Below are 26,971 nucleotides of genomic sequence, written 5' to 3' on the forward strand. Positions count from 1 at the left end.
TCGCTAACCAATTTCGGGACTGGCTCCACAAGCAAAAAGCCATCCAAAAAAACAATTGACAACTATAGGAGCATCACGTAGCGTAGCGCTAGTCCAGACAACTGGTGGCGCAGTTCGGACGAGGTAGCGGCTAGCCTTACCCGTCAGTCCGACCATTGTCATGTCTGGAGACATCGTTCACAGATGCTGCGGGGCATGGCGCACATTTCCTCCGGAATAACGCCTATAGGCTTCACGACAGTCAGATCGGGACTGATGCTCGCTTCCGCGGAGCTTTACACGTGTGCTCTTTCCCGCCAGATCAGCTGAAGAGCACCGTAACCTTGGTGAGGGTTTGGTAGATGCCAAAGATCAATGGGACCCCGACGATTATCCAGCCGAGTGCGAGTTGTGCCCTCTTCATGTCAGGCCTCTCGGATGATTTCTCGAGCCGCTGAGCGAGGCGGATCGGGTTCGTGGAATGTGGGACCGACGGGCCGCACGAGCAGGTTGGCGATGAAGCCGACCACTAACAGCCCGACCATGGTCAATAGTGCTGGCTGATACGCCTGGGCCGTGAGCTCGCCCGGGGTGCCCTGGGCATCCAGGAAGGCATTGACGATCAGCGGGCCGGCGATACCGGCGGCGGACCAGGCCGTCAGTAGACGGCCATGGATGGCGCCGACTTGGAAAGTGCCGAAGAGGTCCCGCAGATATGCCGGTGCCGCCGAGAATCCACCGCCGTAGAAAGAAATGATGATGAACGCCAGAATCACGTACAGGGCCGTCGTACTGGATCCGATAAGCGCAAGTAGTACGTACAAAACGGTACCGACGCCCAGATAAACCATGTAGATGTTCTTGCGTCCAGTGATATCTGACGTCGCAGACCAGACGAATCGGCCGCCCATGTTGGCAATGGACAATAGACCGACGAAACCGCTGGCGACGATGGCCGTCACGAGGGACGTTCCATCGCTATGGCGGAAGAAGTCCTGGATCATGGGTGCGGCTTGTTCGAGGATCCCGATGCCCGCTGTCACGTTGCAGAAGAGCGCAATCCAGACGAGCCAAAACTGCTTGGTCTTGATTGCGTTTGATGCCGACACATGATTATTGGTCACCAGCGTTTTGGCCTTGGCCTTGGCCGGGTCGTAGCCGGAGGGCTTCCAACCCGCGGCGGGCACCTTGATCGTGAACGCGCCGAACATCATGTAAGCCAGGTAAATGACGGCGAGAGTGAGGAACAGTTTCCCGACTGCGTCGCCACTGGCTACCCAGCCGGCCGCAGCCGAATTGGGGTCATACCGGGCGAGTAAGACCGTGGAGATCGGGCTGGCAATCAGGGCGCCACCGCCGAAGCCCATGATGGCCATACCGGTGGCGAGGCCCGGCCGGTCCGGGAACCACTTGATCAGCGTTGACACCGGCGAAATATAACCGACACCCAGGCCAATCCCACCGATGAAACCGTACCCGAGATAAACGAGCCACAGTTGGTGGGAGAAAATACCGAGGGATCCGATCAGGAACCCACCAGACCAGAACAGTGCCGCGACGAACATGGCCTTGCGCGGGCCGTTCGTGTCTACCCAAGTTCCCATGGTCGCGGCCGAGAGCCCGAGCATAACGATGGCGATAGAGAAGATCACGCCGATTTGGGTCAGGCTGGCGTCAAAATACTCCACCAGAGCGGTCTTGTAGACGCTGGATGCGTACACTTGGCCGATGCACAAGTGCACGGCGAGGGCCGCCGGCGGGATCAGCCAACGGTTGAACTCGGGAGGGGCGATGGTGCGTTCTCGATCGAGCCAACTCATAAGATAACTCCGTTGTTATGGTTGTGATGTGCAGAGCAGCCATGGCTGCGTGGTGGGGGCGGAGCAGGCTGCCAGCGGCATTACAGTCACGGCAACCTCCTCCATCCAGTACTACTTCAGCTGTCTTAATGGCCGCCACTACCAGGGCTCGATTCACCGCCGGCCGTGTAGGAGGCGGCACCAACGCCAGCGAGTTGCCCGCCGTTGACGATGAGATATTCGTCCCGAATAGGTCGATCGGCGAACCAGTCTTCGAGAATCTCCCGGGTGCCCGCGGCGTAACGAGACTGAGCGGAAAGAGTCGACCCTGAAACGTGGGGGGTCATGCCGTTATGCGGCATCGTGCGCCAGGGGTGGTCGGCCGCCGGTGGCTGCGGGTACCAGACGTCGCCGGCATATCCGGCGAGTTGCCCTGACTCGAGAGCGCGTACGATCGCGTCACGGTCTGTGATCTCGGCGCGGGCCGTGTTGACGATGTAAGAGCCGCGTTTCATCGATGCGATCAGAGCGTCGTCGAAGAGATGATAGGTCTCCGGATGCAACGGTGCATGGATCGATACAACGTCGACGGCTTGCACGAGAGAGGCAGCATCCGGGTGGAAAGTCAGGCCGAGTTCACGCTCAAGCTCGGGGGACAGCCGGTTCTTGTCGGTGTAGTGCAAGTGGACGTCGAACGGTGCGAGTCGGCGCAAGACGGCACGGCCGATGCGGCCGGCCGCGATGACACCGACGTTCATTCCTTCGAGGTCATACGCGCGCTCGACGCTGTCGGCGATGTTCCAGCCACCATTGACGACCCATTCGTGGGACGGGAGGTAGTTACGAACGAGGGCAAGGATTTGCATGACCGCGTGCTCTGCGACACTGATGCTGTTGCTGTACGTCTCCTCGACCACGGTGATCCCCTGGCTGATTGCTGCGTCGAGGTCGACGTGATCTGAACCGATGCCTGCCGTGATCGCAAGCTTCAAGTTCGGTGCCTTCGCGATCCTCTCTTTCGTTAAATAGGCCGGCCAGAACGGTTGGGAAATCACGATGTCTGCAGTCGCAAGTTCCCGCTCGAACACCGAATCCGGACCGTCTTTGTCCGAGGTGACAACTAATTCGTGTCCGGCCGATTCAAGAAATTTGCGCAAGCCAAGTTCGCCGGAGACCGATCCCAGTAGTTCACCCGGGGTAAAGTCAATGGCGGAAGGGCTTGGCAGCGTCTGACCGCCGGGGTAACCGTCAAGCACCGGGAGGGTATCGCGCGCGTATTGCGGTGGGTACCCGGTAACGGAGTCCGGGTAGAGCACGAGGAGAATCTTGGCCATGTGGCCTCTTCCTGAGACGCCGGTCTGACAGGTGTCGCGCCCGGCTGATGCGCTTCACCCAGTTTCTGCCTCACCTCTCCAGCCTGTCCAAGACCAGAAATCGACCAGCCGATAGCTGTCAGCTATCGAACCGCCTTCACTGCGGATGCAGCAGTACCCGACAAACCCATCGAAAGCTCCTGGTCGAACAGTTCATCCAGCGACAACTTCGCTGCAACCGCCGCGAACGCACGAGCAATGACCGAACCAGGCGAAGGCGCGCTGATCGCCACGACAACGCGTGCGGTTGCGATCGGATCGACCAGCGGTATAACTCGTGTCCGCGGAGATGGGGTGATAGTTTGCACCCACGTATGCGGCACTATGCTCGCCCACCGGCCTGTCTTCATCTGGGCGTGGAGGGACGCAATCGAATCCGTCTCCACCTGAGGTGCCAGCTGCACGTGGTTCCGCGAGAACGCTGCGTCGATCACTTGTCTGCTGCGCATTTCCGGCGTCAGCACGGCAAGTGGTAACCGGGACGCTTGTGCCCAGGTCATCGTGGTGGATATGTCGGGAATGAGCCTCTCGGAGGCAATGAGCACGTAGTGCTCCTCATAGAGAGGTACGACATCGAGTCTTGGGTCTTCGCTAGCATCGAGGTACGTCACACCAGCATCCAGCTCGAAGTCATGTAATCGGCGTCCGATTTCGGTCGAAGATAGCGCCGATTTTATCTGCACTTTTGCCAACGGATGAGCGGCACAAAACGCGGCGACCAGCAATGCGACCGTTGTCGATGCGCTCGGCACGACGCCATGCCGCAACACACCGGTCACGCCGGATTGGAGAGCCTGAACCTCCGCCTTGAACGCGTCACGTTCCGCCACAATTTGTTTTGCCCAAATCACCAACAATTCACCCTCCGCAGTCAGCCCTTCAAAAGCGTGATCACGGTTGATGAGAGAGACATTGAGCTCTTGCTCTAGTTTGCTAATTCCCGCAGACAGGGCGGGCTGGGAAACGTGACACGCGGCAGCCGCGTGCGCGAAATGTCGCTCCCTTGCGACAGCTACAAAATATTCAAGTTGGCGAAAAAGCACACGTTCTCCTTCGATTCGAGAGTGATGATCCTGACCTCCTGCCCCGAATCATATTGGTCCACCACCCTGACACAGAATCGACCCATGCGCAGTTCTTGTCGCCCGCCAGCGCAGTCAGCCTTAAGGCTACTTCGATGGATAGAGCAGGGGCAGTTGTCGCCGTGGACGACCGCTGAAAACCCACCAAATCATTGTCAGCTTGACGCCGCCGACCACCCAAAACCAAATCCGGACGCGCTAAAACCCATCGTCACCGGGGTGACGCCTACGTCGTCACCCCGGGAGACGTACAACACCACCCCAGATCCACCACTAGGGCGACCGGTTGAAACCACTCCCCGCCTATCCGCGGGACCCGGAGACTCCGTAAATCAATCGAGCGTCTGCACATGAACGTCGGGCACATGCTTCCCGCACCCTACGGACCGCCGTAACCAACCCCACATGAAAAAGCAACTGGTGGGCCGCATACGCGTTGTGGGTGTTCACCTTCTTGGCCACGAAGTTGTTCATCGGCTCGGTGGCGGCTGGGACAACTGCATCACGGGGTCGGGAAATCACAACGGATGCCACGGTCGTCACCCGCGGAGTGCCAGGTGGCTCCGCGGGTGACGCACCCATCCGTGCGTTCAAGGATGATGTGCTCGCCCACTTTGGTAACCCGTTGCTCGACGTGCGGTCCTCGGAGGAGTGCAGCGGTGAGTGCACATCAATGTCGGTTTATCCGTTCACGGCCCGCGACGAGCTCGACGCCATTTATCGGGGCGAGGCCGTTCTCACCGAGGGCGACAATGTCATCGTGTGATGCCGTATTGCCGTATTGCCGGGCGTTCGAGTCGCACCTGGTTCGTGCTGCCCCCCTGCTCAAGGGCGAGGGTCAGCACCTATGACGGTTCCTGGGTTGAGTGGGGTAGCGCCGTTTGGGTCCCGATCGTTGTGGGCACCACGAGACCTGAGGCGGTTCAGGCTTAGGCTTGCATTATGAAGCTCAATGAGCTTTCTATCCTCAGCTTGTATTCGGCGATGGCCGTGTATGCGCTGGCATTCATCGCCTTCGCGATTGACCTGGCGAAGCGTTCGTCGGCAGTAGGCATGGCGACGGATGCCGTGGCTGCCAACCCCGCGCAGGCCGGTGTGGGGGCATCCGGTGGCGCCACGACCACCCTCACTCGCCTCAGTGCACGCATTGCGAATGACGCGACCACCCCGTATGACCGCTCGGCCAGCATGCGCGTAGGCGTGTCGCTTACCGTGCTCGCCTGGGCTTTGCACCTCATGGCCGATGCGCTGCGCGGTGTTGCCGCCGGTCGTGTTCCGTGGGCGAATATGTACGAGTTCGCGATGACCGGCACGCTTCTCATCATTACAGTGTTTCTGATCGTGCTGACGGAGGCCGACCTGCGCTTCCTCGGCACGTTCGTCATCGGGCTGATTCTGGTGCTGCTGGGTATTGCGGCCCTCAAGTTCTACGTCGAGGTCGCACCCTTACCGCCAGCACTGCAGTCGGCGTGGCTCGTCATCCATGTTTTCGTGGCGTCACTTGGCACGGGCTTTTTCGCGCTCGGCTTCGCGCTGTCCGTGGTTCAGCTTCTGCAGTTCAGGCGCGAAAGTCTCTTAGCCGACGCCAAAACCGTTAGCCTGCGGTTCCTGGCCACGCTGCCCTCAGCCGCGACCCTCGAAAACCTCGCCTACCGGATCAACATCCTTGGATTTATCCTCTGGACCTTTACGCTTATGGCCGGCTCGATCTGGGCTGAAAAAGCCTGGGGACGTTATTGGGGTTGGGACACGAAGGAAGTCTGGACCTTCATCGTCTGGGTCCTCTACGCTGGTTACATCCACGCACGAGCGACCCGCGGATGGCGTAGTTCACGGTCGGCGTGGCTGGCAATCATCGGGTTCGCCGCCGTCATGTTCAACTTCGGCATCGTGAACGTGTTCTTCAATGGCCTGCACTCGTACTCGGGGCTGTAAACACTTCGCTTCCACTTGGGACCTCTCCCTCTCGAGCCGAAAATAACCCACGGAAGTGTAAGAAAAGCCTAGAGTATTTCTGAAGCCGTGTGCAGGCGAGACCGCACCAGCGTGAAGCCCAGCGTAGATAGCCTAAAGGAGCACCATGACCGCCACCATCACAGACACCATTGCCCCCAGCACCACATCCCATGGTGTTGGCCTCACTGACGCCGCTGCGCAGAAGATTCGTAGCCTGCTCACTCAGGAGGGCCGCGTCGACCTTCACCTGCGCGTTGCCGTTCAGCCCGGTGGTTGCTCCGGCCTGGTCTACCAGCTCTATTTTGACGAGCGTGTGCTCGACGGTGATGCCTTGGTCGACTTTGACGGTGTTGGGGTCGTCTTGGACAAGATGAGTGTGCCGTATCTTGAGGGGGCGTCCATCGACTTCGAGGACACCATTGCGAAGCAGGGCTTCACCATCGACAACCCGAACGCGGGCAGCAGTTGCGCCTGTGGAGATTCCTTCAGCTAGTCGCGATTCACACGGTTTTCGAGGAGATCATCCGCGGGGATGGTCTCCCAATCGCGTTTACTGCTCGCGAAGAAGGTGTCTGTCCGTCCGTTTCTGAGCGAAGTGGCTGAACAACTCTCGTGACGAGCCCGAGAGCCTGGGCCGCGGCGAATGTATCCGTATGCCTTATGTCGCCACGCGTTACCTTATTGACGAGGTCCCATGCGGCTGTCACGAGCACCCGCAACCCGGCACACGGGTCCCACGGCGTACTACGACAGAAAGTAGTCAAGCCATGCCGTCGCGTCGGCTGCCTTCGGTGCCGTCTCCTTTTCCGGTATGAGAGCTGGGTCGGCAATAGGCTTCGCCACGTCTATCATCACTTCTCGGCTCCGATGCTGAAGCCAGGCTCAGGCTTGCGACCATTTCTCGGAGCGCAAGCAGCCGTGCTGTACGGAGCAGGATATGAGGTCGCACCCGGAACTGGGGCCGGTTATCTGATCATCGCCAGCCCCTGGCCAGCCAAGAATAGCGGCAGTCGGCTCCCCAACCAGCACATCTCGTGGCTGTCGAGGAAACGAAAAGTAGCGATTGTGATCGGCTGCTCACTCTTATGACTGAGTTCACCGCTGCCGTCCATTGAACGGCTACGTGGCAGCCTCGTCGTGAACGGTCGTTTGCGTCGACGCCAACGCGTATTCGAATTCGAAGCAGGTCAAGCGCAGGAATCGCGTCGGCCACGGCACGTTGCGAAGCCGGGGCCCGGCCGTAATGGCCTAGGCCCCGCCATTCGTCAGCGAATGTCGAAGCGGTCCAGGTTCATCACCTTGGTCCAGGCCGCGACAAAGTCGTCGACGAACTTCTTTTTGGCGTTGTCACTGCCGTAGACCTCCGCGACGGCCCGCAGCTCGGAGTTCGAGCCGAACACGAGGTCCGCACGCGTACCGACCCACTTGGGCTCGCCGGTTGCCAGATCAGTGCCACTGTACGCGTGCTCTCCCGGGTCGAGCGCACTCCACTTGGTGCCGATGTCGAGCAGGTTCGCGAAGAAGTCGTTCGTGAGAACGCCCGGAGTCATCGTGAACACGCCGTGCGATGAGCTGTCGTAGTTGGCGCCGAGCACGCGCAGGCCACCGACCAGCACGGTCATTTCCGGTGCGCTCACGGTGAGCAGGTTCGCCCGATCGATGAGGTGGTACTCGGCCGGGAGCATGGCGCGGGGACCGCTGTAGTTGCGGAAACCGTCGGCAACCGGTTCCAGGTAAGTGAATGCCTCAGCATCCGTTTGTTCCTCGAGAGCATCGACACGGCCGGGCGTGAACGGGGCCACGACCGGGAAGCCGGCAGCTTGCGCCGCCTGCTCGACTCCGACATTGCCCGCAAGCACGATGAGGTCGGCCAGCGATACCTGCCGGGTGGACGACGCGTTGACATCCTTCCGAATACTTTCCAGGGCGGTCAGTACCTTGGTCAGCTGGGCCGGGTTGTTGACCGGCCAGCTTTTCTGCGGCTCGAAGCGGATGCGCGCACCGTTTGCGCCGCCCCGCTTGTCGCTTCCGCGGAAGGTCGATGCGGACGCCCACGCGGTGGAGACCAGCTGGGAGACGGTGAGCCCCGACGCGAGCAGGCGTTCCGTGATGGTGGCGATCTCGGTGGCACCGATGGCGTCACCGATCGCGTCGGGCAGCGGGTCCTGCCAGATCAGTTCCTCGGTCGGAACCTCCGGGCCGAGGTAGCGAGCCTTGGGGCCCATGTCGCGGTGAGTGAGCTTGAACCAGGCGCGGGCGAAGGCATCCGCCAGGGCGTCCTGATCCTCGGCGAAGTGACGGCTGATCGCCTCGTAGGCGGGGTCGACCCGCAGCGCGATGTCGCTGGTGAGCATGCGCGGCTCACGGTGCCGCGAGGCGTCGTGGGCAAGCGGAACCATATCCGAGCCGGCACCGTTCTTCGGCCGCCACTGCTTGGCACCGGCCGGGGACTCCATGAGCTCCCACTCGTACGCGAAGAGGATGTGGAAGAATTCGTTGTCCCACCGCGCCGGGTGATAGGTCCAGGTGACTTCAAGGCCCGAGGTAATGGTGTCGTCACCCTTGCCGGTGCCGAACGAGTTCTCATAGCCCAGTCCCTGCGCTTCGAGCGGCGAGCTTTCGGGATTGGGGGCGAGGTGGCTGTCGGGAGCGGCACCGTGGGTTTTGCCGAACGTGTGTCCGCCGGCGATCAGCGCCACCGTCTCCTCGTCGTTCATAGCCATGCGCTTGAACGTCTCGCGGATGTCGCGGGCCGAGCCCAGCGGGTCGGGCTCTCCGTTCGGGCCCTCCGGGTTCACGTAAATGAGGCCCATTTGCACGGCGGCCAGCGGCTTTTCCAGGTCACGGTCGCCGGTGTAGCGCTTGTCGTCGAGCCAGGTGGTCTCCGGGCCCCAGTAGACGTCGTCGTCGGGCTCCCAGGCGTCGATGCGACCGCCGGCGAAGCCGAATGTCTTGAAGCCCATCGATTCGAGGGCAACGTTTCCAGAGAGAATCATCAGGTCCGCCCAGGAGATGTTCTGGCCGTACTTCTTCTTGATGGGCCAGAGCAGGCGACGGGCCTTGTCTAGGTTGACGTTGTCCGGCCAGCTGTTGATGGGTGCAAACCGCTGCTGGCCGGTTCCGGCCCCACCGCGGCCATCAAAGACGCGATAGGTGCCGGCGCTGTGCCAGGCCATCCGGATCACCAACGGACCGTAGTGGCCGAAGTCGGCGGGCCACCAATCCTGCGATGTGGTCAGTACCGTCTCGATGTCCGCCTTGACGGCGGTGAGATCGAGCGAGTTGAACGCTGCCACGTAGTCGAAGTTTTCACCGAGCGGGTTGGTCACACCCGCCTCCTTGGCGAGAATCTTCACGTTCAGTTTCTCGGGAAACCAGCCGCGATTTTCGCCACCCTGGCTCGGCGACGTGGTGCGCTGTCCGTGGGGAACGGGGCATCCGTCGGCAATTGGTTCGGTCGTGTCATCGTCGGTTACGACGACGCCGTGGTTCTCGGGCATTCAGGATCCTTCCATGCTGGGTCGGTTGTTATCAGGGTCAGTGACGTTGGCAGAAGAACAGTCGGGGCAGGTACCCCAGTAGACGACCTCGGCCGCATCGATCACGAAGCCGTGATCATCGGACGGGATTAGGCAGGGTGCCTCGCCGACCGCGCAGTCGACGTCGATGATAGCGCCGCAGGTGCGGCAGATCGCGTGATGATGGTTGTCTCCGATCCGTGCCTCATAGCGCGCCAGCGAACCCGCGGGCTGGATGCACCGCAACAGCCCGACCGTCGTTAATCGGTGCAGTGTGTCGTAGACGGCCTGATGCGACACGTCGGGAAGCTCTGCGCGGGTCGCGCCGATGATCGAGTCCGTCTGCGCGTGTGGGTGTGAGTGAACCGCGCGCAGCACCGCCACCCGCGGGCGGGTCACACGCAGCCCTGCTTCTCGCAGCATGTTCTGAACATCCACGAGTTCGAGCATGCATTGAGTCTGCTCCTTTTTCTTGATTGAATCAAGAGAACGAGTTCTCTGCGATCTGGGCTCCCGGAATTGGAATACCTGTGTGTCCTGAGAAGGTCGATGCAAACAACGGGTGCCCGGTCGCACCGCGGCCGCCGCATAAGCGATGTCACCGCGATGAACACATAGAGCAAGTAAACATTCACGTCCCCGGACTGCAACGGGTGAAGCAGTCCGGAAATCCACCCCACTGCGGTGATCGCGGACCGATAAAGTTACCGGATGAAGATCGGAGTGATCGACGCGTTCCTCGCCCTCGCCCACGCGATCATCATCGTCAGGCGCCTCGTTCGAGAAGGCTGGACGCGCTACCGCCCGGTGGGGGTCGCTAGGCGAATCGGTTAGTCCGCGGTGAAGCGCGCGACGTGCCGGCGTTGCCACGGTGTCTCGACTAAGCGTGGGTTGCAGTACTCGCGAACGAACTTCACTGCCTTGTCGGCCGGCACGCCGTCGAGCACGGCCATACACGCCAGCGCAGTGCCCGCGCGCCCATGACCGCCATCGCAGGTGATCTCGACTCGCCCTTTCTCCGAGCGAAGCCAGGCTTCACGCAGCGCGTCCCGTGCGTCGTCGAGGTCTACTTGGCAGCCAAATGTCGGGCTATGGCGCCCATCGTTCTTCCCCTTCGACCGGTGCCGGGCTCTGGCCCAGAAGGTAGCTCGCGAAGTCGAGCATAGCGCCACCTGGGATCGGTTGATGAAGGCCACGGCCGCGCAGCAATCGGCCCCGCAAAACACTCGACGGCAGCACACCCGCTCAAGCCATGCAACGACTATTATAAGAGCCAGAAAAGCCCATCGTTGCGACGACCGGTTGAATCCGCCGGACCTTGAGCGGACAGTTCCGCGATATCTCGGCCAATCAGCTCGGCTGGTTCTCGGTCCGCGCTGTTTGCCCCGCCCGAGAGTAAGTCCGATGGCGGGGCGTCTAGTGCTACAATCCTGACGTATCGAAAGCGTTCGTCACCATGAGGTCATGCCCGTCCTGACCTCCCGCGCCTGACGGACATTTCCCAGGACCGGGTAAACGATCATCCACCTGCCTGTCGGTGGAGTTGCATCTGATACCTGGGTGCATCTCAGCCGGAAAGTCCGCCACGTTCATGTTGTTGCACCGCTGATCTACCAGCTCGCCGCACTTTCGGTGCACGCCCGCGCTGTGACCGGATCGCTTCGCGCGGGTGCTTCGCCTGGTCGTCGTCCGCGAGGACGCGGGCGTCGATGGTTTCTGGTTGGCCTTGCCGTCGAGGCTTACGGCGAGCTGCTGGGGGTGTCATGTGCGGTGACGATGGTCGGGCTTGAAAAAGCTCCGCCGGAGGATTCCGGCGGAGCGTTCGTCATCGCGGTGGTCAGTGAGTTCGCGAATCATCGAGTAAGGAATGTGGAGTACCGAGTCTTCCATCTACCGACACCATCGCCCGCGTAGTAGTTGCGCACGAACGGGCACGACAGCGGATTCGAAAAGTCTCACGCCAAAACGATAAATCATCAGCACGACACGCCGACGAGCTGAATAGGTGTCATCGGTGGGCTATCGTCGGTAGCAGTGACACGGGGTGCCCCGCCGGCGAAGGCCGATCCGGAGCTGAGATGACACCCGTCGAACCTGATCCAGTTAGCACTGGCGAAGGGATGTCCGAACCCGGGAACGCTAGCCGCGCGGTTCATGCCTTCGCCCCGGTTGAAAGGCAGTTCCATGACCTCTGCAACACTCTCTCTTGCCCTGCCCATCCGTGACCAGGTGGTGTTGGTCACCGGTGGCGCCCGTGGGCTCGGGGCCCGCCTGGTGCAATCGTTCCTAGGCGAAGGCGCCCGAGTGGTGGTTAACTATGTGGGCAGTGCCGCCGCCGCCCGAGAAACCGCCGCCGCATTCCCGAAACGAGCGGTGTCCATTCAGGCGGACGTGTGTGATCCTGCCCAGGTCGCTGCCCTGGTCGATGAGGCGGCGGCGTATTTCGGCTCGCCGATCAACACCGTCATCAATAATGCCCTTGCCGATTTCTCGTTCAATGGGGATGCCCGGCCGCACGCGGGCGCATTGACCTGGGAAAACCTGGATCAGCAATTTTCCGGTACCGTTCGTGGTGCCCTCAACACCGTGCAGTCGGCGCTGCCCGGGATGCGTGCGACCGGCTTTGGGCGGATCATCAATGTTGGCACCAACCTCTTCCAAAACCCGGTGGTCCCTTACCACGACTACACCGCGGCCAAGGCTGCTCTGCTTTCGCTGACCCGCACCCTCGCGCACGATCTGGGCCCGGACGGCATCACCGTAAACATGGTTTCGGGCGGACTCCTGCGCACCACGGATGCCAGCTCGGCCACGCCGGAAGCGGTCTTTGACCTGATTGCGGCCGGAACACCCCTTCGCCGGGTCACCACGCCGGAGGAGTTCGCGGACGCCGCGCTCTTCTTCGCCTCTCCCTGGTCGCGATCGGTTGCCGGACAAAATCTGGTGGTTGACGGCGGACTGGTGATGGGCTGATGCCCCGCGCAGTGCGCAGCATGCACCTGAACTTGTTCATCTCGGGCTGCGGGCACCACAAAGCGGCGTGGCGGCATTCGGAATCGTCGGCGGAGCGGCTGGGAGATGTCGGTTATTTTGAGGAGCTGGCCCGCACGGCCGAGCGCGGACTGCTGGATGCGGTGTTCTTCGCGGACGGTCAGTCGGCCGGCAATGTCGCCGATGGCCTCCGCGGGTTCCTCGAGCCGCTGACAGCCCTGGCCGCCATGAGTCGGGCCACGAAGCGAATCGGGCTGGTCAGCACCGTCTCCAGCACGTTTTACACCCCGTTCCACGCCGCGCGGATGCTGGCATCATTGGACCATATTTCCGGTGGCCGAGTCGGTTGGAATGTCGTGACATCCATGTTCGACGCTGAGGCCCGCAATCACGGGCTGGAGCAGATGCCGGACCACGCGGGGCGCTATGCCCGCGCCGACAAGTTTGTGGACGTCGTTCTGCGACTGTGGGATTCCTGGGCCGATGACGCGCTGCGTTATGACCGGGCCGGCAACTACGCGGACCCGGGCCGCGTGAACCCGATCAACCACTGCGGGGAACACTTCCGGGTGGACGGGCCACTGAACGTGCCGCGCCCGCCGCAGGGGCATCCGGTGCTGTTTCAGGCCGGATCCTCCGAGCCTGGCCGAGAGCTGGCCGCCCGCCGGGCGGAGGCCATTTACGCCGTCGCCGCCGATCTTGACAGTGCCTGCGAGTACTACCTCGAGGTCAAGGCCCGGATTCGCGCAGCCGGTCGCAACCCGGATGCCGTGGCGATCATGCCGGGGCTCGTGACCTACGTGGGTTCCACCGAAGCCGAGGCCAGGGCGCTGCAACGGGAGCTGGACGACCTGCTGCCAGCCGAGGATTCCCTCCGCCAGCTGGGCCAGTTCATCGGGCAGGACTGCATGGACTGGGAGCTGGACGCGCCGATTCCGGCCCTGCCACCGCTGAGCGAATTCACTGGGCCCCAAGGCCGATACGCCACCATCCTGCGCATCATCGCCACCGAACAATCCACCGTCGAGTCCAAGGCGCGCCCGACTGTGCGCGAGCTGCTGGGCCGCCTGGCGGCCGGCGGCGGGCACGCCACGATGGTGGGCACTCCGGAGCAGATTGCGGATAGGATGACCCGATGGTCTGAACACGGCGGCGCCGACGGCTTCAATCTGATGCCGCCAACCCTGCCGGGAGGTATCGACGATTTCGTGGACCATGTGGTTCCGGTGCTGCAGCGGCGGGGGCTGTTCCGCCGCGAGTATGCCGCCAGCACGTTGCGCGGACACCTCGGCCTGCCCCGGCCAAAGTCACCCGTATCAGTCGAGGCTCTGGCTCCTGAGTCTCCGACACCCGAGGCCTAATCCAGTGGTGGCAGGCAAGCGTGGATTTTCCGCGCGGCCTCCGTCGGATCCGCCGCCTCGGTGATCGCACGAACGACCACGATACGACTCGCTCCGGCCGCGACGACCTGCTCGACGTTTTCCAGGTCGATGCCCCCAATGGCATACCAGGGCTGCGCGCTTTCGGCCGCCAGCACCCGTTCCGCGGCGTACCGCACCAGTTCCAACCCGACGGCGGCACGCCCGGGTTTGGTGGGCGTCGCCCAGACCGGGCCGACACAGAAGTAGTCAAGGCCGGGGGCGGCCAGCGCGTCGGTCACCTGCTCCGGCGTATGGCTGGAGAGTCCGATTCTGGTTTTGGGGCCCAGAAGAGAGCGGGCGGAAGCCAGCGGAAGATCTTTCTGGCCGATGTGCAAGACCGGCGCTTGGCTGACGGATGCGATGTCCGCCCGGTCGTTGACGGCCCACAACTTGCCGTGGCGTTCGGCTGAGCTCTGGAGCACGCGCAGGAGTTCCAGTTCCTCGGCAGCCTCGAGGGTTTTATCCCGGAGCTGGATGATGTCGACTCCCCCCTCGAAGGCGGCATCCAGGAACGCAGAAAAATCACCGCGCTCGGTGCGGGCATCCGTGCACAGGTACAGCTGGGCGTGATCGTGGGCCATTGGAACTATACTAAAGGCGATCTACGGGAGCCTGCACCACATCGGGGAGACAGGCTGAGAGGGCACCGGTTACTCATTCACCGGCCGACCGTGTTGTGTTCAACAACAGACCTGATCCGGCTAGTACCGGCGTAGGGAAGGAATGCTTTTTGACTGAATCACATGTTCTGGCAGACGTAGATGTGGCCGTGATCGGCGCTGGCATTATCGGTCTCGGAATTGCCTGGACTGCGGCGCAATCCGGCCGTACCGTCGCCGTCATCGACCCAGCGCCGGCCTCAGGAGCAACATATGCGGCAGCAGGCATGCTGGCTCCGGTCAGCGAGCTGCACTATCAGGAAGAAGACCTCCTGGAGCTGACGCTGGCCTCCGCGGCGTTGTATCCAGCCTTTGTGAAACCGCTCGAGACGTCTGAAGCCTCCACCGGGTACCGGCTGACCAGAACGATAACCGTGGGCGCGGACGCCGCCGACCGACAGGCGTTGGCCGATCTGCGCGAGGTGCAGCTTCGACATGGACTACTGGTGCAGCCGCTGACCATCCGCGAGGCACGGTCCATGGAACCCCTGTTGGGTCCCCAACTGTCCAGCGCCTTTAACGTCGAACAGGATCATCAGGCCGATCCCCGACTATTGGCCGGTCGGCTGGAATCCGCCATCGCGGTCACCGCCAGGAACGACAAATGGACCCACAATCACTCGATTCGTCAGAACGCCGTCCGGCTGGTGCATGAAAACCATTCGGATACCACATCGCGAGTCACCGGCGTCACCCTCGCCGATGGCTCTTCGGTGAACGCGGGCGAGGTGATCGTCGCCAACGGCCTGGCCGCTTCCCAGCTCGACGGGCTGCCCGCCGGGCTGAAATTACCGCTGCGTTCCGTTTACGGAGACATCCTGCGCCTGCGCATTCCAGAGCGCCTCCAGCCACTGCTCACGGCAACCATTCGCGGACTGGTCCGCGGCCTACCGGTGTATCTCGTTCCGCGTTCCGACGGCACGCTCGTGATCGGCGCAACTTCCCGCGAGGACGGTTCTGCGGCGGTATCCGCCGGCGGTGTGCATCAACTGCTGCGGGATGCCCAGGTGCTCGTGCCCGCCGTCGCCGAGTTGGAACTCATTGAGACCACGGCCCGCGCGCGGCCGGGAACACCCGACAATGCGCCGCTGCTCGGACGCGTGTCCCGCGCCCCGGGACTCGGCGGTCGAGACATTGCCGGTCTGATCATCGCAACGGGTTTTTTCCGCCACGGTGTGCTGCTCACCCCGATCGCGGCTCAGCTCTGCAGGCAACTGATTGACGGCACGACCGACGCACGGTGGAGCCGCTTTCGTCCCGACCGTTTTTCACGACCCACCATCTCGAAGGAGGCCCAGATTGGCTGAAATATCCGTGGCTGAAACACGCCTGACCGACGCAACGCTGCCCGGCATCACCCTCAACGGAGCCGCGCGTGCGCACACGCGGGGCGAGACCGTCACCGATCTGATCGGGGAGGCAACCGGACGCCGGATTGCGCCGGACGGTCAGGCGGCGGATGGGAAGCGGCTCGGCGTCGCCGTCGCCCTGAATGCCGCCGTGGTGCCGCGGAGCCAGTGGTCGACCACGGCACTGAACCTCGGTGACGACATCGAAATCATCGCGGCAGTGCAGGGAGGCTAGACCGATGATTACCCGGGACACACTGAATTTCCATGAATCCGCCCGTCTCCAGGAACGCGCGAGCCTCCATGAATCCGCGAGCGTCGGCGAAGAAACGGGTCGTGATTCGTTGCTGATCGACGGGGTGCACCTGACCTCGCGTCTGATTATGGGCACCGGCGGAGCCCCGAGCCTCGACGGGCTGGGCGCTGCCCTGCTGGCTTCCGGTACTGAGCTGACGACCGTGGCCATGCGCCGGTACAGCCCCGACATGGCCGGGTCCCTGTTTGACCTGCTCATCGACAACGGAATCCGTGTGCTCCCCAACACGGCCGGCTGCTTCACCGCCCGCGAAGCCGTGCTGACGGCGGAGCTGGCCCGCGAGGCGCTGGAAACCGACTGGGTCAAGTTGGAGGTCATTGCCGAGGAGCACACGTTGCTGCCGGATGCCGTCGAGCTGGTAGACGCCACGGAAGGGCTGGTCGCGCGCGGCTTCAAGGTCTTCGCCTATACCAACGACGACCCGGTGCTGGCGTTGCGGTTGGAGAATCTGGGAGCCGTCGCTATCATGCCGCTCGGCGCCCCGATCGGCACGGGCCTCGGCATCCTCAACCCGCACAATATTGAGCTGATCGTGGCCCGGGCCAATGTTCCAGTGGTACTCGATGCCGGAATCGGCACGGCGTCGGATGCGGCGCTGGCGATGGAGCTGGGCTGTGACGCCGTGCTTCTGGCCACGGCCGTGACGAGGGCGCAGGATCCGGTGCGAATGGCTTCGGCCTTCAAACATGCCGTCATCGCCGGTCGGCTCGCCGCCCAGGCCGGGCGAATACCGAAACGCCAGCACGCCCTGGCATCTTCCGCCATGGAAGGACGCCCAGACCTGTGAGTGTGCTGCCACCTGTGGCGGAACCAGCCGCCGCCCTGACCGCCTTGGAAATGGAACGCTATTCTCGGCACATCATGATTCCCGAGATCGGCATGCTCGGCCAGCGAAGGCTGAAGAACGCCAAGGTGCTCGTGATCGGCGCCGGCGGCCTTGGCTCGCCGGTGCTGCTCTATCTTGCCGCCGCCGGTGTTGGCACTCTCGGGATCGTCGACGACGACATCGTCGACCTCAGTAACCTGCAGCGTCAGGTGATTCACGGTGTGACGGATGTGGGGCGGTCCAAACTGGATTCGGCCCGTGACGCGGTCGCGGAGCTGAACCCGCTGGTCACGGTGCGGCTTCATGACACTCGGCTCGATTCGCCCAACGCCCTCGCGCTGTTTGCCGACTACGACCTGATTGTGGATGGAACCGACAACTTCGCCACGCGCTACCTGGTCAACGACGCCGCCGCCCTGCTCGGCAAACCCTGTGTCTGGGGGTCCATCTTGCGCTTCGATGGGCAGGTCAGCGTCTTCTGGGAGAAACACGGACCGACCTACCGGGATCTGTACCCAGAGCCGCCCGCTGCGGGATCCGTTCCGTCGTGCTCGGAGGGTGGGGTCTTCGGGATGCTTTGCGCAGCCGTCGGGTCCATGATGGTGACCGAGGTCGTGAAATTGATCACCGGCGTCGGGCGCACCCTGCTGGGGCGCGTTCTGCTGTTCGATGCACTGGCCGCGTCCTGGCGAGAGATCACCGTGCGTGAGGACCCCGCCGGCCTGCCGATCACGAAACTGGTCGACTATGAACTCTTCTGCGGCGTGGTTCCAGAACCGGTTCCGGGCGTCGAAGACACCATAACCGTGCACCAACTGGCCACGATGCTCGGCGAGCGGGAGGCCGGCCGGGGTGACTTCGATCTGATCGACGTCAGGGAGCCGGGCGAACACGCCATCGTCAGCATCCCCGGCTCCCGGCTGATTCCGCAGGGCCACATCCTCTCCCAAGAGATGATCCCGGAACTGCGCCAGGATCGGGACATCGTGCTGCACTGCAAGGCCGGCGCGCGTTCGGCCGACGTGCTGGCCGAACTCCGGCGCCGCGGCTACACCCGAGTTCAGCACGTGCAGGGCGGAGTGCTGGCATGGGTGAAAGAAATTGAACCGTCCAAGCCGACGTATTAAAGAAATGAGTTAGCCGATGCCTCGCGACCACGCGCGAGCTGGCCGCGGCGCGGATTTGACCTCGTCCGAAACCCCGTGTAAACAAGACCTGCCGAGTCTTTCGGCACCACAACACCACATAACGACAGGGGAGCGCCGGCTCGCAAAGAGCGAAGTCGGGCGCTGAGAGTGCGTTCACACGCAGACCCTCGAACCTGATCCGGTTAGTACCGGCGAAGGGAGTCGAGTTCTCAGAGACATCAGCGGCATCGGGCCTGATTCCAGACCCGCTTTCGATGGATGCCTCTCCCCTCCTGTTTCCTCAGGAGGACATCATGACCAACACCGAAACCACAGTTGTAAAGAAAAAGACGCGCGAGTGGCGCGTCGTCGATATCGTCGTCGCCTCCGTCGTATCCGTCGCCGTTGGTGTCATCTTCTGGGCCTGGTCGGCCGGATACGCGGGCATCGCGGTCATCACGGCGGCCTTTCCGCCGCTCGGCGGACTCTATGGCGGCGGCTGGCTGATTGCCGGCGTCATCGGCGGTCTGATCATCCGAAAGCGAGGGGCCGCGCTCTACTGCGAGCTGCTGGCCGCCGTCGTCGAAGCACTGCTGGGCTCGGCCTTCGGACTCACCGTCATTCTCTCGGGCCTGATTCAGGGCGTCGGGGCCGAGTTGGCCTTCGCGCTGTTTGGCTACCGAAAGTTCACACTGCCGGTCGCCGTGCTCGCCGGGGCGCTGGCCGGTGTGGCGATGGGCATCCATGCCAGCTTCAGCAGCAACGCCGAGTGGGCGTTCGGTTGGAAGATCGTCTACGTGGTTCTCGGTGCCGTCTCTGGGGCCGTCATTGCCGGCCTGTTGTCCTGGCTGGCCGTGCGGGGCCTTGGCCGCACGGGCGCGCTGTCCAACCTGGCCGCCCGCCGGGCCGCGACGGAATCCGTGTTCTGACGAATGGGTGTCCCGAAGAACCACGGCAACGACGGGGTGCGGCCAGCTATGGTGTCCGCCGCAGGCTGGGGCTGGCAACATTCCGGCCGCACCCGCAAGGCGATCGCCGACCTGAACCTGACGATTGAGCCCGGGGAACGCGTTTTGCTCCTTGGCCCTTCCGGAGCTGGTAAGTCGACACTGCTCCACGCCTTGGCCGGCGTTCTCGGCGGCGACGAGGAGGCCTCCGAATTCGGCCGCCTGCTGATCGACGGCCGGCCGGCCGTCGAGCAGCGCGACCGTTCCGGGCTGATGCAGCAAGACCCGGATTCACAGGTGGTTCTCTCCCGGTTGGGTGACGACGTCGCATTCGGCGCGGAGAATCTCTCGGTACCCCGGGGGGAAATCTGGCGGCGGGTGCACGAATCGCTCGATGCCGTCGGACTGAACCTTCCGCTGGACTACCCGACCTCGCGGCTGTCCGGCGGCCAGAAACAACGCCTCGGGCTGGCCGGCATCCTGGCCATGCGGCCGGGCCTGATCCTGCTGGATGAGCCGACGGCGAACCTTGACCCGGCGGGCGTGCTCGAGGTTCGCGACGCGGTGGTGAGAACCCTTGACCGCACCGGGGCGACCCTGGTTGTGGTCGAGCATCGAGTGGCCATTTGGGCGGGTGTGGCGACCCGGATTGTCGTTCTGGAGCCCGGCGGAGGCGTCATGATCGATGGTTCACCCGCTAATGTGCTGAACCAGGCCCGCCGGATGCTGATCGAGGCCGGAGTGTGGGTTCCGGGTTTCGTCCCCGAGACCCGAAGCCGCGTGAATCCGCCGACCGACCAGAACGGAGGCTTGCGCGGAACCGATCGCTCAGTGCTCCTGAGTGCGTCAGGCCTCGGCGTTTCCCGCCGGCGGCTGAGACGGCGGCATCCGGTCACCCCCGTGATAACAGGACTTTCGGCTGAGGTGTTCGCTGGGGAGGCACTGAGCATCACCGGCCCCAACGGCGTCGGAAAATCCACGGTCGCCCTGACTCTGGCCGGGCTCCTGCCCGCCGCCCAGGGTGAGGTCGTCGCATCCACCGTGCTGCGCCGCGAAGCCGGGCCTGATCCCTTTGCCTGGACCGGGTCAGAGCTCATCGCTCGAATCGGCACGGTCTTTCAAGAACCGGAGCACCAGTTCGTCACCGGCAATGTGCTGGACGAGCTGAACTTCGGACCGCGGCGCCTGGGCCGGGGGGAGGAACGCGTGGACGACCTTCTGCAGCGGCTCTGCCTCACGCATCTGACCGCGGCCAACCCGTTCACCCTGTCGGGGGGCGAAAAGCGTCGGTTGTCCGTTGCCACCGTGCTCGCGGCCAGCCCGCAGGTTCTGGTGCTCGACGAGCCGACCTTCGGACAGGACTCGAACACCTGGGCCGAATTGGCCGGACTGCTCACCGAGCTGCTGGATGCCGGTACGGCCGTCGTCTCCGTCACCCACGACGAGGAATTCACCAAGGTTTTAGGCGGGCGCCGACTACACCTTGAACCTGACCGTGTCGCGCTCGAGGCCCTGGCATGAGCGCCGACATGAGGGCTGGAGTGAGCGCCGACGTCACCGCTGTGCCCCGATCCACCTGGCTTTTGGCCAACGCCAACCCGTTGTCCAAGCTCGCCGCCGCCCTGCTCCTGACGCTGGCTCTGCTACTGACCATCGATTGGGCGTCCGCGACCGTGGCACTGGTCTTAGAGCTGGCAGTGCTGCCGCTGGCCGGGGTCAGCATCCGTATTCTGGTCGTCCGCGGCTGGCCGATTCTGGCTGCCGCACTGGTTGGCGGCTACGGAACGGCCCTCCTGGCTCCCAAGACCGGGGGCGTGCTGTTCGATTGGGGGCCGCTGGTTTTCACTGAAGGCTCGTTGGAGTCGGGACTGGCCATTGTGCTGCGTGGCATCGCCATCGCCCTGCCGGGCATTATTCTGCTCGCCAGCACCGATCCGACGGACCTGGCCGATTCGCTTGCCCAGAATCTGAGGTTGCCGCATCGTTTTGTGCTCGGGGCGTTGGCCGCGCTGCGTCTGGTGGGGCTCATGGTCGAGGAATGGCAGACCCTCGGCATGGCCCGCCGGGCTCGCGGTGTGGGCTCGAACGTCGGTTTCCTGGGCCGGTTCACGGCATCCGTCGGCCAGGGCCTGGCCTTGCTGGTGCAGGCCCTCCGGCGGGCAACCAGACTGGCCGTGACCATGGAGGCCAGGGGCTTCGGCGGGCGCCAACGCACGTGGGCGCGCGAATCCAACTTCAGGGTCATCGACCTGTGGGTCATGACGGCCGGCGTGATCATCACCGGTGCTGCTATGACGGCCGCAATTACCCTCCACACCTGGAACCCCGTGTGGACCTGAAAAGCACCGGAGCGAGTAGAGAGGAATACCCGGTGAACCTGTATCCGAGCACGAACGGTGGGATGCCACACTTGAAAAGCCACGCCACCAGACTGGGTTTGAGGTCGACCCCCCGAGTGCTCAGTATCGCCGGCACCGACCCCACCGGCGGCGCAGGTATCCAGGCGGACCTGAAAAGCATCGCGGCCAACGGTGGCTACGGCATGGCCGTGGTGACCGCCCTGGTGGCTCAGAATACGCGCGGGGTGCGTTCCGTGCACACCCCGCCGGTGAAGTTTCTCCGCGAGCAGCTCGACGCGGTCAGCGATGACGTCGTGATCGATGCCGTCAAGATCGGCATGCTGGCCGACGTCGATGTGATCCGGGAGGTGCGTTCGTGGCTGGAAGCCATCCGTCCTCCCCTGGTGGTGCTGGATCCGGTCATGGTGGCCACGAGCGGGGACCGTCTCCTGGCGCCATCCGCCGAGCAGGCCTTGCGGGATTTGGTGTCTCTCGCCGATCTGATCACCCCTAATATCCCCGAACTGGCGGTGCTGCTGCAGGAGCCGACCGCCGGCAGTTGGCTCGAGGCGGTGGAACAGGGCAAGCGCTTATCCCGGATCTCCGGGGCGACAGTGCTGGTCAAGGGTGGACACCTGACGGGTGTCAGCTGTCCGGATGCGCTGGTCAACACCCAGGGATTGCTGGCCGACACCGTGGTCGAGTTTACTTCGCCGCGCGTGGACACGAGCAACACGCACGGCACGGGCTGTTCGCTTTCCTCGGCCATGGCAACGGCTCAGGCCCAAACGGGTGACTGGGCCGCGTCGCTCTCGCGGGTCAAGGCCTGGCTACAGGATGCGCTGACTTACGCGGACGAACTCGAAGTCGGTTCCGGCAACGGGCCGATCAATCACTTTCACCAGCTGTTTGCCGGCCGGCCCCCTCTCGGCTGACTCTGCGCACCAGATCACCGTGCCTTCAGAGAAAATCGCTTCCAGTGGCCCTCCCGGCGGAGAAGAATCTCGTCGGTTCAAGACCGTCGTAACACCATGCATCAGGAGAAGCACCTGGGCGCAATGACCGCATAGCCAGCGATTATCGAGGCTAGAGGGAGTTCCCGGTCAGTTCCGTCGTCATTTTTGAACTGGGATAGAATCAATTTTTGGGACTGATCTGGCTGTCAAGGTTCGGAAATATTTGCAATGGAAGAGCGGCATACAAAATGGCTGTCTCTGGCGGTTTTTTCGTGGTGTCGAGGCGATGGCCGTGGGATCTATTGGCAGGAACGGAGATCCTGGTTTGCGACAAGACCCGCGATGTGGTGTACGCCGTGCGGCAGGAGCTTTCGACCCGGCAGATCGAGTTGCGACGCGTCGGTGGCCGTCTCGCCTAGCTGCACGAACGAAGAGCCGGTGAGAACGACGATCGAGACAGAGCGGGGAAGTTAGGACGTCTGTTGCGCTCGCCCTGTTCACATGGACAGCACAGGAACTGAATTACCTCCGCGCCGGGCTGCGGCGCGGCAGGCGAGGAACGGTAGCTGAGGATGAGGCGCCCGCATCCGGCGGTACGATCACTACCTGCCGCGCTGGTATGTCACGGCTAGCGGTTCGCACGAGAAGTTCGGTGGTTGGATCGGTACCGCGTTTGACGACTGCGAGTGCGATCGGTCCTAATTCGAAGTGCCGGGCAACCGAGGTCACCTGGCCCACACTTTTGTCCTGGCCGTCCTGGTTCGGCAGTACAACGTCGTCCCCGTGCGCCGGCAGCACGGTATCAAAATCGTCCGTGTAAAGCATGACGAGTCTGCGCGGTGGATGGCCGATGTTATGGACTTTGGCCACCGTCTGTTGGCCGCGATAACCGCCTTTGCTCAGGTGCACGGCTGTGCGTAACCAATCCAGTTCATGGGGAATGGTTTTGTCATCGACTTCGGTGGCAAAACGTGGACGCCACGCGGCGATGTGCAACGCTTCGAGAGCGAGCAGTCCAGCGACAGGAATATCGGAGGCGGCGATGCCGGCAAGTTTGGTGCGGGGCAGTAGCAACTCGCTGTAGGTCCAGCCTGCGGCCGGGTGTCGTATCGCTACCGCGTACTGGTGCCCACCTTGGCCCACATTCATCCACGGGTCGCGCCAAACCAGTGGAAGGCCATGCGGGGCGGCTACCGGGAGCTGAGGCTGGCCGAGGGTGCCGATTGTCGCGAAATCGACGGAACGATCCGCAAGTTCCACCCGCAACGCGAATTGCATGCTGCCCAGCCACTGCAGAAGCCCGGATGCTTTTTCCCGCTCAAGCAATAGCCACAGGTTGGTACCGTCATCGATCAAACGAACCGCATATTCGATCCGACCAGTCGTATCCAGCAGCAGGGTCTCTGTGGATTCGCCTGGTGCCAGGTGGGCGACACTCTGACTGGTCAGCGAGTTGATCCAGCTCAGGCGATCGCGGTTCCCTTAGCCAGCTCGCGCTGCTCGAAGATCGGGTTCCCGTAGTGGGCGGCCACACCGGAGTTGGTCCCATCACCGGCATCGACGGTACCGGGCCTGTTGAGGAATTCACTCGACATGAGCGAGATGTCCCGAAGCGCACATGGCCAGTTTGTGGGCGAGCGCTCTGATGTCCCGGGACCGCGGCCAGGACCCATACCTCGTGGCGGCACCCGGCGTGGCGTCGTGGACCTGGATGCTGGTGTGGGAGTTGTTGTTGAGCTGTGGCAAGCCGATTCCTTCGTTCATCCTTTGCGCTGTGATGCCTTTCGCTCGCAGCGCTCACAGGTGACCTAACACAGGCCGGGGCCGTCCTGTCGTGGTACGGCCGTGCTTGGTCAGTACATTCCGAGTTGGAGCTTGGCGGCTTCCGAGATTCGGTCCTGGCCCCAGGGTGGGTCCCAGACGAGTTCGATGTCGATGTCGCTGACGCCGGGAACCGCCTGGATTGCGGTGCGGGCGTCTTCTTTGAGTACGTCACCCATCCCGCAACCCGGAGCGGTCATGGACATTTTGACTTCGACTCGGTGGGAACCATCAGCAAGCAACTCTTCTTGGCAGAGATAGATCAGTCCCAAGTCCACGACATTGATCGGGATTTCCGGGTCGAAAACGTTCTTGAGCTGGTCCAGCACTTGGTCCAGGTCGAACGGACCATCATTCTGGATCACTGTTTCGGCGCCGGGCTTGATCAGTCCGAGCGCGGCTGAGTCCTCGGCACTGATCCGCACCAGGTAACCCATGGCGGTTTGCACGGTCACGCTATCGCCCAGGGTCTGTGTCACGACAACTTCTTCGCCTGCCTGGAGCAGCATCGGCTGGCCGCCGGGGATCACCGTCGCCTGCGCGTTCTGGCTGAGTGTAACTATTGTGTACCGGCCTGAGTCCATGGTCGTCTATTCCTTTTCGCTCGGGTGGTCGCCGGTTTCGAGGGCGTTGCGCAATGCCTGCCAGGCCAGGGTGGCGCACTTAACCCGCCCCGGGTATTCCCATACCCCCGACAGCGCAGCTAGCTTGCCTACGTCGACCAGTGCTTGTTCATCCACGGTTTCGGTGGTCAGCATGCTGTGGACGCGAGTGAACAGGGCGAGGGCGTCACCTTGTGGCAGACCCTTCACCGCCATGGTCATCAGCGATGCGGACGCCCGCGAGATGGCGCATCCGTTTCCCTCGAAGGCAATGTCGGAGACAGCACCGTCGGTGAGGTCAAGGTAGAGGGTCAAGTGGTCACCACAGAGTGGGTTGACCACGTCGACCGTGCAGGTCGCGGCCGCCAGTTCACGAAAATTTCGTGGACTGCGGGCGTGCTCGATGATCATTTCTTGGTAGAGGCCGGCGATGCCCACGCTCGCTTGCCCGTTCATACCTCGACCGGGCGGTCGTCTTTCCTAAACCGGCCAGCGACGAGTGGTTCCAGCTGCGTCCGGAGCTGCTCGATGGCAATCCGGTCGACCATCTCGTGTACGAACGCGTAGATGAGCAGACCGCGGGCTTCCTCCAATGGTATTCCGCGAGCCTGCAGGTATAGCAGCGCCTCCTCGTCCATTTGGCCGACTGCCGCACCGTGCGTGCACTTCACGTCGTCGGTGTAGATCTCCAGCCTTGGTCTGGTGTCGACCTCGGCGCGGTCGGAAAGAATCAGGTTTTTGTTCTTCTGGTTCGCATCGGTTCCGTCGGCACCGTGGCGAACCATGATGTGCCCGTTGAACACCCCGTGTCCGTGTCCGTCCAGCACGCCTTTGTACAGCTGGTTACTGGTGCAGTCGGTCGCGGCGTGATCGATGAAGATTGTGTTGTCGTGGAGTTGATCGCCTTGCGGCAGGTAGACGCCGTCGAGGCTGACCTCGGCGCCGATGCCGTCCAGAAGTACCCGCACCTCGTGGCGGGCGATGCTGGCGCCGAGCATGACGGAGCGGGAGGTGAAGCGGCTGTTGTGCCCTTGATGCACGTCGAGCAGTGCCAGATGGAACGCGGTCACGGGTTCGAGCTGAACCTTATAGTGCTCAATCTGCGCGTCATCGGCCAGGACGAATTCGGTAACGGCATTGGTGAGATACACGTCGCCATCGGTCCCCGCGTAGGTCTCGACGATCGTCGCGCGACTGCCCGAATCGGCGATGATCACCGACCGTGGACTGGATATCAGGGGGACTCCGCCGGCATTGGAGAAGAATACGAGTTGGATCGGCTCGTCCAGAATTGCCCCGGACGTGAGGTGGATGAATGCACCGTCCTCGGCGAGTGCGTCGTTGAAGGCGGCGAACGCGTGATGTTCGCCGGGTGTATGCGAGAAGAAGGGCTCGAGGCGATCAGACCCCGCAGCCAGCACCGCGGCGAGAGTCGTCACGACAGAGCCGGCTGGCAGGCCGGTCAGCCGCGAAAGCTCGGGCGCGAAGTGTCCGTTGACGAAGACCAATCGTGGACCGCCGAGGTCGACCGCTGCTGCGTCGATCATTTCTGCGGTTACCCAGTTGCTGGAGGTCACGGTGGCGGCTTCGAACGGCACAGCGAGGATCGGGGCCAGCGCTGTGTACTTCCAGTCCTCGTCCTTGTGGGTCGGGAAGCCGTGCACGCCCACCCATTCGAGGGCGGCCAGCCGCGCCTCGTGGAGCCACGCGGGATCGCGGTCGTCGCGGTGGGGTTCGCGGCCGGCGAGCACTCCGCCGGCTGCACGCGTCAGCGTCACCTGGCCACCCCGACCGGTGTCAGACGCCCTGCGTTAGCTTGTTGCGTGCTCGTATAGCCGTGCTCTTCGAGCTCGACGGCCAGGTCTTTGCCGCCAGAGCGCACGATTCTTCCGGCGGTCATAACATGCACC

General features: G+C 63.0%; 24 protein-coding genes, 2 pseudogenes and 3 riboswitches. Of the genes and pseudogenes, 15 read left to right on the forward strand and 11 right to left on the reverse strand.

Features of this window, described 5'->3' with window-relative positions:
• Nucleotides 1-404 precede the first annotated feature (404 nt).
• The 3 genes from CXY73_RS02365 to CXY73_RS02375 form a co-directional block, all read right to left on the reverse strand.
• Nucleotides 405-1,799 carry an OFA family MFS transporter gene (locus tag CXY73_RS02365; protein ID WP_104176705.1) on the reverse strand — a complete coding sequence of 465 codons (1,395 nt, stop codon included), beginning with the start codon at nucleotides 1,797-1,799 and terminating at the stop codon, nucleotides 405-407.
• A gap of 125 nt (nucleotides 1,800-1,924) precedes the next feature.
• Nucleotides 1,925-3,112, reverse strand: coding sequence for an NAD-dependent formate dehydrogenase (locus CXY73_RS02370; RefSeq protein WP_104176706.1), 1,188 nt, complete (start codon nucleotides 3,110-3,112; stop codon nucleotides 1,925-1,927).
• Between the two features lie 122 nt (nucleotides 3,113-3,234).
• On the reverse strand, nucleotides 3,235-4,194 hold the full coding sequence (locus CXY73_RS02375) for a LysR family transcriptional regulator (RefSeq protein WP_104176707.1): 960 nt from the start codon (nucleotides 4,192-4,194) through the stop codon (nucleotides 3,235-3,237).
• 481 nt (nucleotides 4,195-4,675) lie between these two features.
• Here CXY73_RS02375 and CXY73_RS02380 point away from each other — a divergent pair, with 481 nt between their 5' ends.
• The 3 genes from CXY73_RS02380 (at nucleotide 4,676) to CXY73_RS02390 (ending at nucleotide 6,682) form a co-directional block, all read left to right on the forward strand.
• The gene (locus tag CXY73_RS02380) at nucleotides 4,676-4,999 is read left to right on the forward strand and encodes a hypothetical protein (RefSeq protein WP_104176708.1); all 324 of its coding nucleotides are present in this window, start codon (nucleotides 4,676-4,678) and stop codon (nucleotides 4,997-4,999) included.
• 176 nt (nucleotides 5,000-5,175) lie between these two features.
• Nucleotides 5,176-6,168, forward strand: a complete 993-nt coding sequence (gene ccsB, locus CXY73_RS02385) for a c-type cytochrome biogenesis protein CcsB (protein ID WP_104176709.1) — start codon at nucleotides 5,176-5,178, stop codon at nucleotides 6,166-6,168.
• Between the two features lie 145 nt (nucleotides 6,169-6,313).
• Entirely contained in the window at nucleotides 6,314-6,682 is a 369-nt protein-coding gene (locus CXY73_RS02390) for an iron-sulfur cluster assembly accessory protein (RefSeq protein ID WP_104176710.1), read from the forward strand.
• Nucleotides 6,683-7,454: 772 nt separating this feature from the next.
• Here CXY73_RS02390 and katG read toward each other — a convergent pair.
• Both katG and CXY73_RS02400 read right to left on the reverse strand, forming a co-directional pair.
• A complete protein-coding gene (katG, locus tag CXY73_RS02395) occupies nucleotides 7,455-9,689 on the reverse strand; it encodes a catalase/peroxidase HPI (RefSeq protein WP_104176711.1) in 2,235 nt (744 codons plus the stop codon).
• Entirely contained in the window at nucleotides 9,690-10,157 is a 468-nt protein-coding gene (locus tag CXY73_RS02400) for a Fur family transcriptional regulator (RefSeq protein WP_199185251.1), read from the reverse strand.
• A 261-nt stretch (nucleotides 10,158-10,418) separates the two neighbouring features.
• Between CXY73_RS02400 and CXY73_RS23140 the strand changes: the two genes are divergently transcribed.
• A complete protein-coding gene (locus tag CXY73_RS23140) occupies nucleotides 10,419-10,541 on the forward strand; it encodes a hypothetical protein (protein ID WP_255411344.1) in 123 nt (40 codons plus the stop codon).
• On the opposite strand, the gene CXY73_RS23145 is transcribed toward CXY73_RS23140, so the two are convergent.
• Nucleotides 10,538-10,660 (reverse strand): hypothetical protein, encoded by a 123-nt coding sequence (locus CXY73_RS23145; protein ID WP_255411345.1) that lies wholly within the window; start codon nucleotides 10,658-10,660, stop codon nucleotides 10,538-10,540. The two genes, CXY73_RS23140 and CXY73_RS23145, sit on opposite strands and share 4 nt — an antisense overlap.
• 1,077 nt (nucleotides 10,661-11,737) lie before the next feature.
• A riboswitch (TPP riboswitch) is annotated at nucleotides 11,738-11,845 on the forward strand.
• Between the two features lie 46 nt (nucleotides 11,846-11,891).
• Here CXY73_RS23145 and CXY73_RS02410 point away from each other — a divergent pair.
• Both CXY73_RS02410 and CXY73_RS02415 read left to right on the forward strand, forming a co-directional pair.
• Entirely contained in the window at nucleotides 11,892-12,680 is a 789-nt protein-coding gene (locus CXY73_RS02410; protein ID WP_104176712.1) for a 3-oxoacyl-ACP reductase, read from the forward strand.
• Nucleotides 12,680-14,059, forward strand: coding sequence for an LLM class flavin-dependent oxidoreductase (locus tag CXY73_RS02415; protein WP_199185252.1), 1,380 nt, complete (start codon nucleotides 12,680-12,682; stop codon nucleotides 14,057-14,059). Before CXY73_RS02410 ends, CXY73_RS02415 begins: the two co-directional genes overlap by 1 nt.
• Here CXY73_RS02415 and thiE read toward each other — a convergent pair.
• Nucleotides 14,056-14,700: a thiamine phosphate synthase gene (gene thiE / locus CXY73_RS02420; RefSeq protein ID WP_104176713.1), complete on the reverse strand. Its 645-nt coding sequence runs from the start codon at nucleotides 14,698-14,700 to the stop codon at nucleotides 14,056-14,058. The two genes, CXY73_RS02415 and thiE, sit on opposite strands and share 4 nt — an antisense overlap.
• 16 nt (nucleotides 14,701-14,716) lie before the next feature.
• Nucleotides 14,717-14,855: riboswitch (TPP riboswitch) on the forward strand.
• Here thiE and thiO point away from each other — a divergent pair.
• From thiO to CXY73_RS21775, 9 genes and pseudogenes are all read left to right on the forward strand, one after another.
• Complete coding sequence (gene thiO / locus CXY73_RS02425; RefSeq protein WP_104176721.1) at nucleotides 14,850-16,085, forward strand: glycine oxidase ThiO; 1,236 nt, start codon at nucleotides 14,850-14,852, stop codon at nucleotides 16,083-16,085. It overlaps the preceding riboswitch by 6 nt.
• Nucleotides 16,078-16,362, forward strand: a complete 285-nt coding sequence (thiS, locus tag CXY73_RS02430; protein ID WP_369831200.1) for a sulfur carrier protein ThiS — start codon at nucleotides 16,078-16,080, stop codon at nucleotides 16,360-16,362. Before thiO ends, thiS begins: the two co-directional genes overlap by 8 nt.
• A gap of 4 nt (nucleotides 16,363-16,366) precedes the next feature.
• The gene (locus CXY73_RS02435) at nucleotides 16,367-17,230 is read left to right on the forward strand and encodes a thiazole synthase (RefSeq protein ID WP_104176714.1); all 864 of its coding nucleotides are present in this window, start codon (nucleotides 16,367-16,369) and stop codon (nucleotides 17,228-17,230) included.
• A gap of 5 nt (nucleotides 17,231-17,235) precedes the next feature.
• Complete coding sequence (gene moeB / locus CXY73_RS02440) at nucleotides 17,236-18,396, forward strand: molybdopterin-synthase adenylyltransferase MoeB (protein ID WP_369831201.1); 1,161 nt, start codon at nucleotides 17,236-17,238, stop codon at nucleotides 18,394-18,396.
• A gap of 116 nt (nucleotides 18,397-18,512) precedes the next feature.
• Nucleotides 18,513-18,634, forward strand: a riboswitch (TPP riboswitch).
• Nucleotides 18,635-18,710: 76 nt separating this feature from the next.
• On the forward strand, nucleotides 18,711-19,325 hold the full coding sequence (locus CXY73_RS02445) for an ECF transporter S component (RefSeq protein ID WP_104176715.1): 615 nt from the start codon (nucleotides 18,711-18,713) through the stop codon (nucleotides 19,323-19,325).
• Between the two features lie 48 nt (nucleotides 19,326-19,373).
• Nucleotides 19,374-20,864 carry an ABC transporter ATP-binding protein gene (locus CXY73_RS02450; RefSeq protein ID WP_233198091.1) on the forward strand — a complete coding sequence of 497 codons (1,491 nt, stop codon included), beginning with the start codon at nucleotides 19,374-19,376 and terminating at the stop codon, nucleotides 20,862-20,864.
• A gap of 8 nt (nucleotides 20,865-20,872) precedes the next feature.
• On the forward strand, nucleotides 20,873-21,682 hold the full coding sequence (locus CXY73_RS02455; protein WP_104176724.1) for an energy-coupling factor transporter transmembrane protein EcfT: 810 nt from the start codon (nucleotides 20,873-20,875) through the stop codon (nucleotides 21,680-21,682).
• 62 nt (nucleotides 21,683-21,744) lie between these two features.
• Nucleotides 21,745-22,590: pseudogene (thiD, locus tag CXY73_RS02460) on the forward strand (bifunctional hydroxymethylpyrimidine kinase/phosphomethylpyrimidine kinase); the annotation flags it as partial.
• A gap of 296 nt (nucleotides 22,591-22,886) precedes the next feature.
• Nucleotides 22,887-23,057 (forward strand): hypothetical protein, encoded by a 171-nt coding sequence (locus CXY73_RS21775; protein ID WP_158253996.1) that lies wholly within the window; start codon nucleotides 22,887-22,889, stop codon nucleotides 23,055-23,057.
• Nucleotides 23,058-23,160: 103 nt separating this feature from the next.
• Here CXY73_RS21775 and CXY73_RS02465 read toward each other — a convergent pair.
• The 4 genes and pseudogenes from CXY73_RS02465 to sufD all read right to left on the reverse strand — a co-directional run bounded on the left by CXY73_RS02465 (nucleotide 23,161) and on the right by sufD (nucleotide 26,839).
• Nucleotides 23,161-24,233, reverse strand: a pseudogene (locus CXY73_RS02465) (folate-binding protein YgfZ).
• A gap of 258 nt (nucleotides 24,234-24,491) precedes the next feature.
• A complete protein-coding gene (locus CXY73_RS02475; RefSeq protein WP_104176718.1) occupies nucleotides 24,492-25,043 on the reverse strand; it encodes an iron-sulfur cluster assembly protein in 552 nt (183 codons plus the stop codon).
• Between the two features lie 6 nt (nucleotides 25,044-25,049).
• On the reverse strand, nucleotides 25,050-25,517 hold the full coding sequence (gene sufU, locus CXY73_RS02480; protein ID WP_104134239.1) for a Fe-S cluster assembly sulfur transfer protein SufU: 468 nt from the start codon (nucleotides 25,515-25,517) through the stop codon (nucleotides 25,050-25,052).
• The gene (gene sufD, locus CXY73_RS02485; RefSeq protein ID WP_199185253.1) at nucleotides 25,514-26,839 is read right to left on the reverse strand and encodes a Fe-S cluster assembly protein SufD; all 1,326 of its coding nucleotides are present in this window, start codon (nucleotides 26,837-26,839) and stop codon (nucleotides 25,514-25,516) included. Before sufD ends, sufU begins: the two co-directional genes overlap by 4 nt.
• Nucleotides 26,840-26,971 lie beyond the last annotated feature (132 nt).

It is taken from the genome of Cryobacterium sp. Y50 (assembly GCF_002929805.1).
Taxonomy (GTDB): Bacteria; Actinomycetota; Actinomycetes; order Actinomycetales; family Microbacteriaceae; genus Cryobacterium.

Excerpts from the sequence above, each read along its gene's own strand:
- CXY73_RS02365 (WP_104176705.1), bottom strand. The coding sequence starts at position 1,799 with ATGAGTTGGCTCGATCGAGAACGCACCATCGCCCCTCCCGAGTTCAAC.
- CXY73_RS02370 (WP_104176706.1), bottom strand. The coding sequence starts at position 3,112 with ATGGCCAAGATTCTCCTCGTGCTCTACCCGGACTCCGTTACCGGGTAC.
- ccsB (WP_104176709.1), top strand. The coding sequence starts at position 5,176 with ATGAAGCTCAATGAGCTTTCTATCCTCAGCTTGTATTCGGCGATGGCC.
- CXY73_RS02390 (WP_104176710.1), top strand. The coding sequence starts at position 6,314 with ATGACCGCCACCATCACAGACACCATTGCCCCCAGCACCACATCCCAT.
- katG (WP_104176711.1), bottom strand. The coding sequence starts at position 9,689 with ATGCCCGAGAACCACGGCGTCGTCGTAACCGACGATGACACGACCGAA.
- CXY73_RS02400 (WP_199185251.1), bottom strand. The coding sequence starts at position 10,157 with ATGCTCGAACTCGTGGATGTTCAGAACATGCTGCGAGAAGCAGGGCTG.
- CXY73_RS23140 (WP_255411344.1), top strand. The coding sequence starts at position 10,419 with ATGAAGATCGGAGTGATCGACGCGTTCCTCGCCCTCGCCCACGCGATC.
- CXY73_RS23145 (WP_255411345.1), bottom strand. The coding sequence starts at position 10,660 with ATGGCCGTGCTCGACGGCGTGCCGGCCGACAAGGCAGTGAAGTTCGTT.
- CXY73_RS02410 (WP_104176712.1), top strand. The coding sequence starts at position 11,892 with ATGACCTCTGCAACACTCTCTCTTGCCCTGCCCATCCGTGACCAGGTG.
- CXY73_RS02415 (WP_199185252.1), top strand. The coding sequence starts at position 12,680 with ATGCCCCGCGCAGTGCGCAGCATGCACCTGAACTTGTTCATCTCGGGC.
- thiE (WP_104176713.1), bottom strand. The coding sequence starts at position 14,700 with ATGGCCCACGATCACGCCCAGCTGTACCTGTGCACGGATGCCCGCACC.
- CXY73_RS02435 (WP_104176714.1), top strand. The coding sequence starts at position 16,367 with ATGATTACCCGGGACACACTGAATTTCCATGAATCCGCCCGTCTCCAG.
- CXY73_RS02445 (WP_104176715.1), top strand. The coding sequence starts at position 18,711 with ATGACCAACACCGAAACCACAGTTGTAAAGAAAAAGACGCGCGAGTGG.
- CXY73_RS02450 (WP_233198091.1), top strand. The coding sequence starts at position 19,374 with ATGGTGTCCGCCGCAGGCTGGGGCTGGCAACATTCCGGCCGCACCCGC.
- CXY73_RS02455 (WP_104176724.1), top strand. The coding sequence starts at position 20,873 with ATGAGGGCTGGAGTGAGCGCCGACGTCACCGCTGTGCCCCGATCCACC.
- CXY73_RS21775 (WP_158253996.1), top strand. The coding sequence starts at position 22,887 with ATGGCTGTCTCTGGCGGTTTTTTCGTGGTGTCGAGGCGATGGCCGTGG.
- CXY73_RS02475 (WP_104176718.1), bottom strand. The coding sequence starts at position 25,043 with ATGGACTCAGGCCGGTACACAATAGTTACACTCAGCCAGAACGCGCAG.
- sufU (WP_104134239.1), bottom strand. The coding sequence starts at position 25,517 with ATGAACGGGCAAGCGAGCGTGGGCATCGCCGGCCTCTACCAAGAAATG.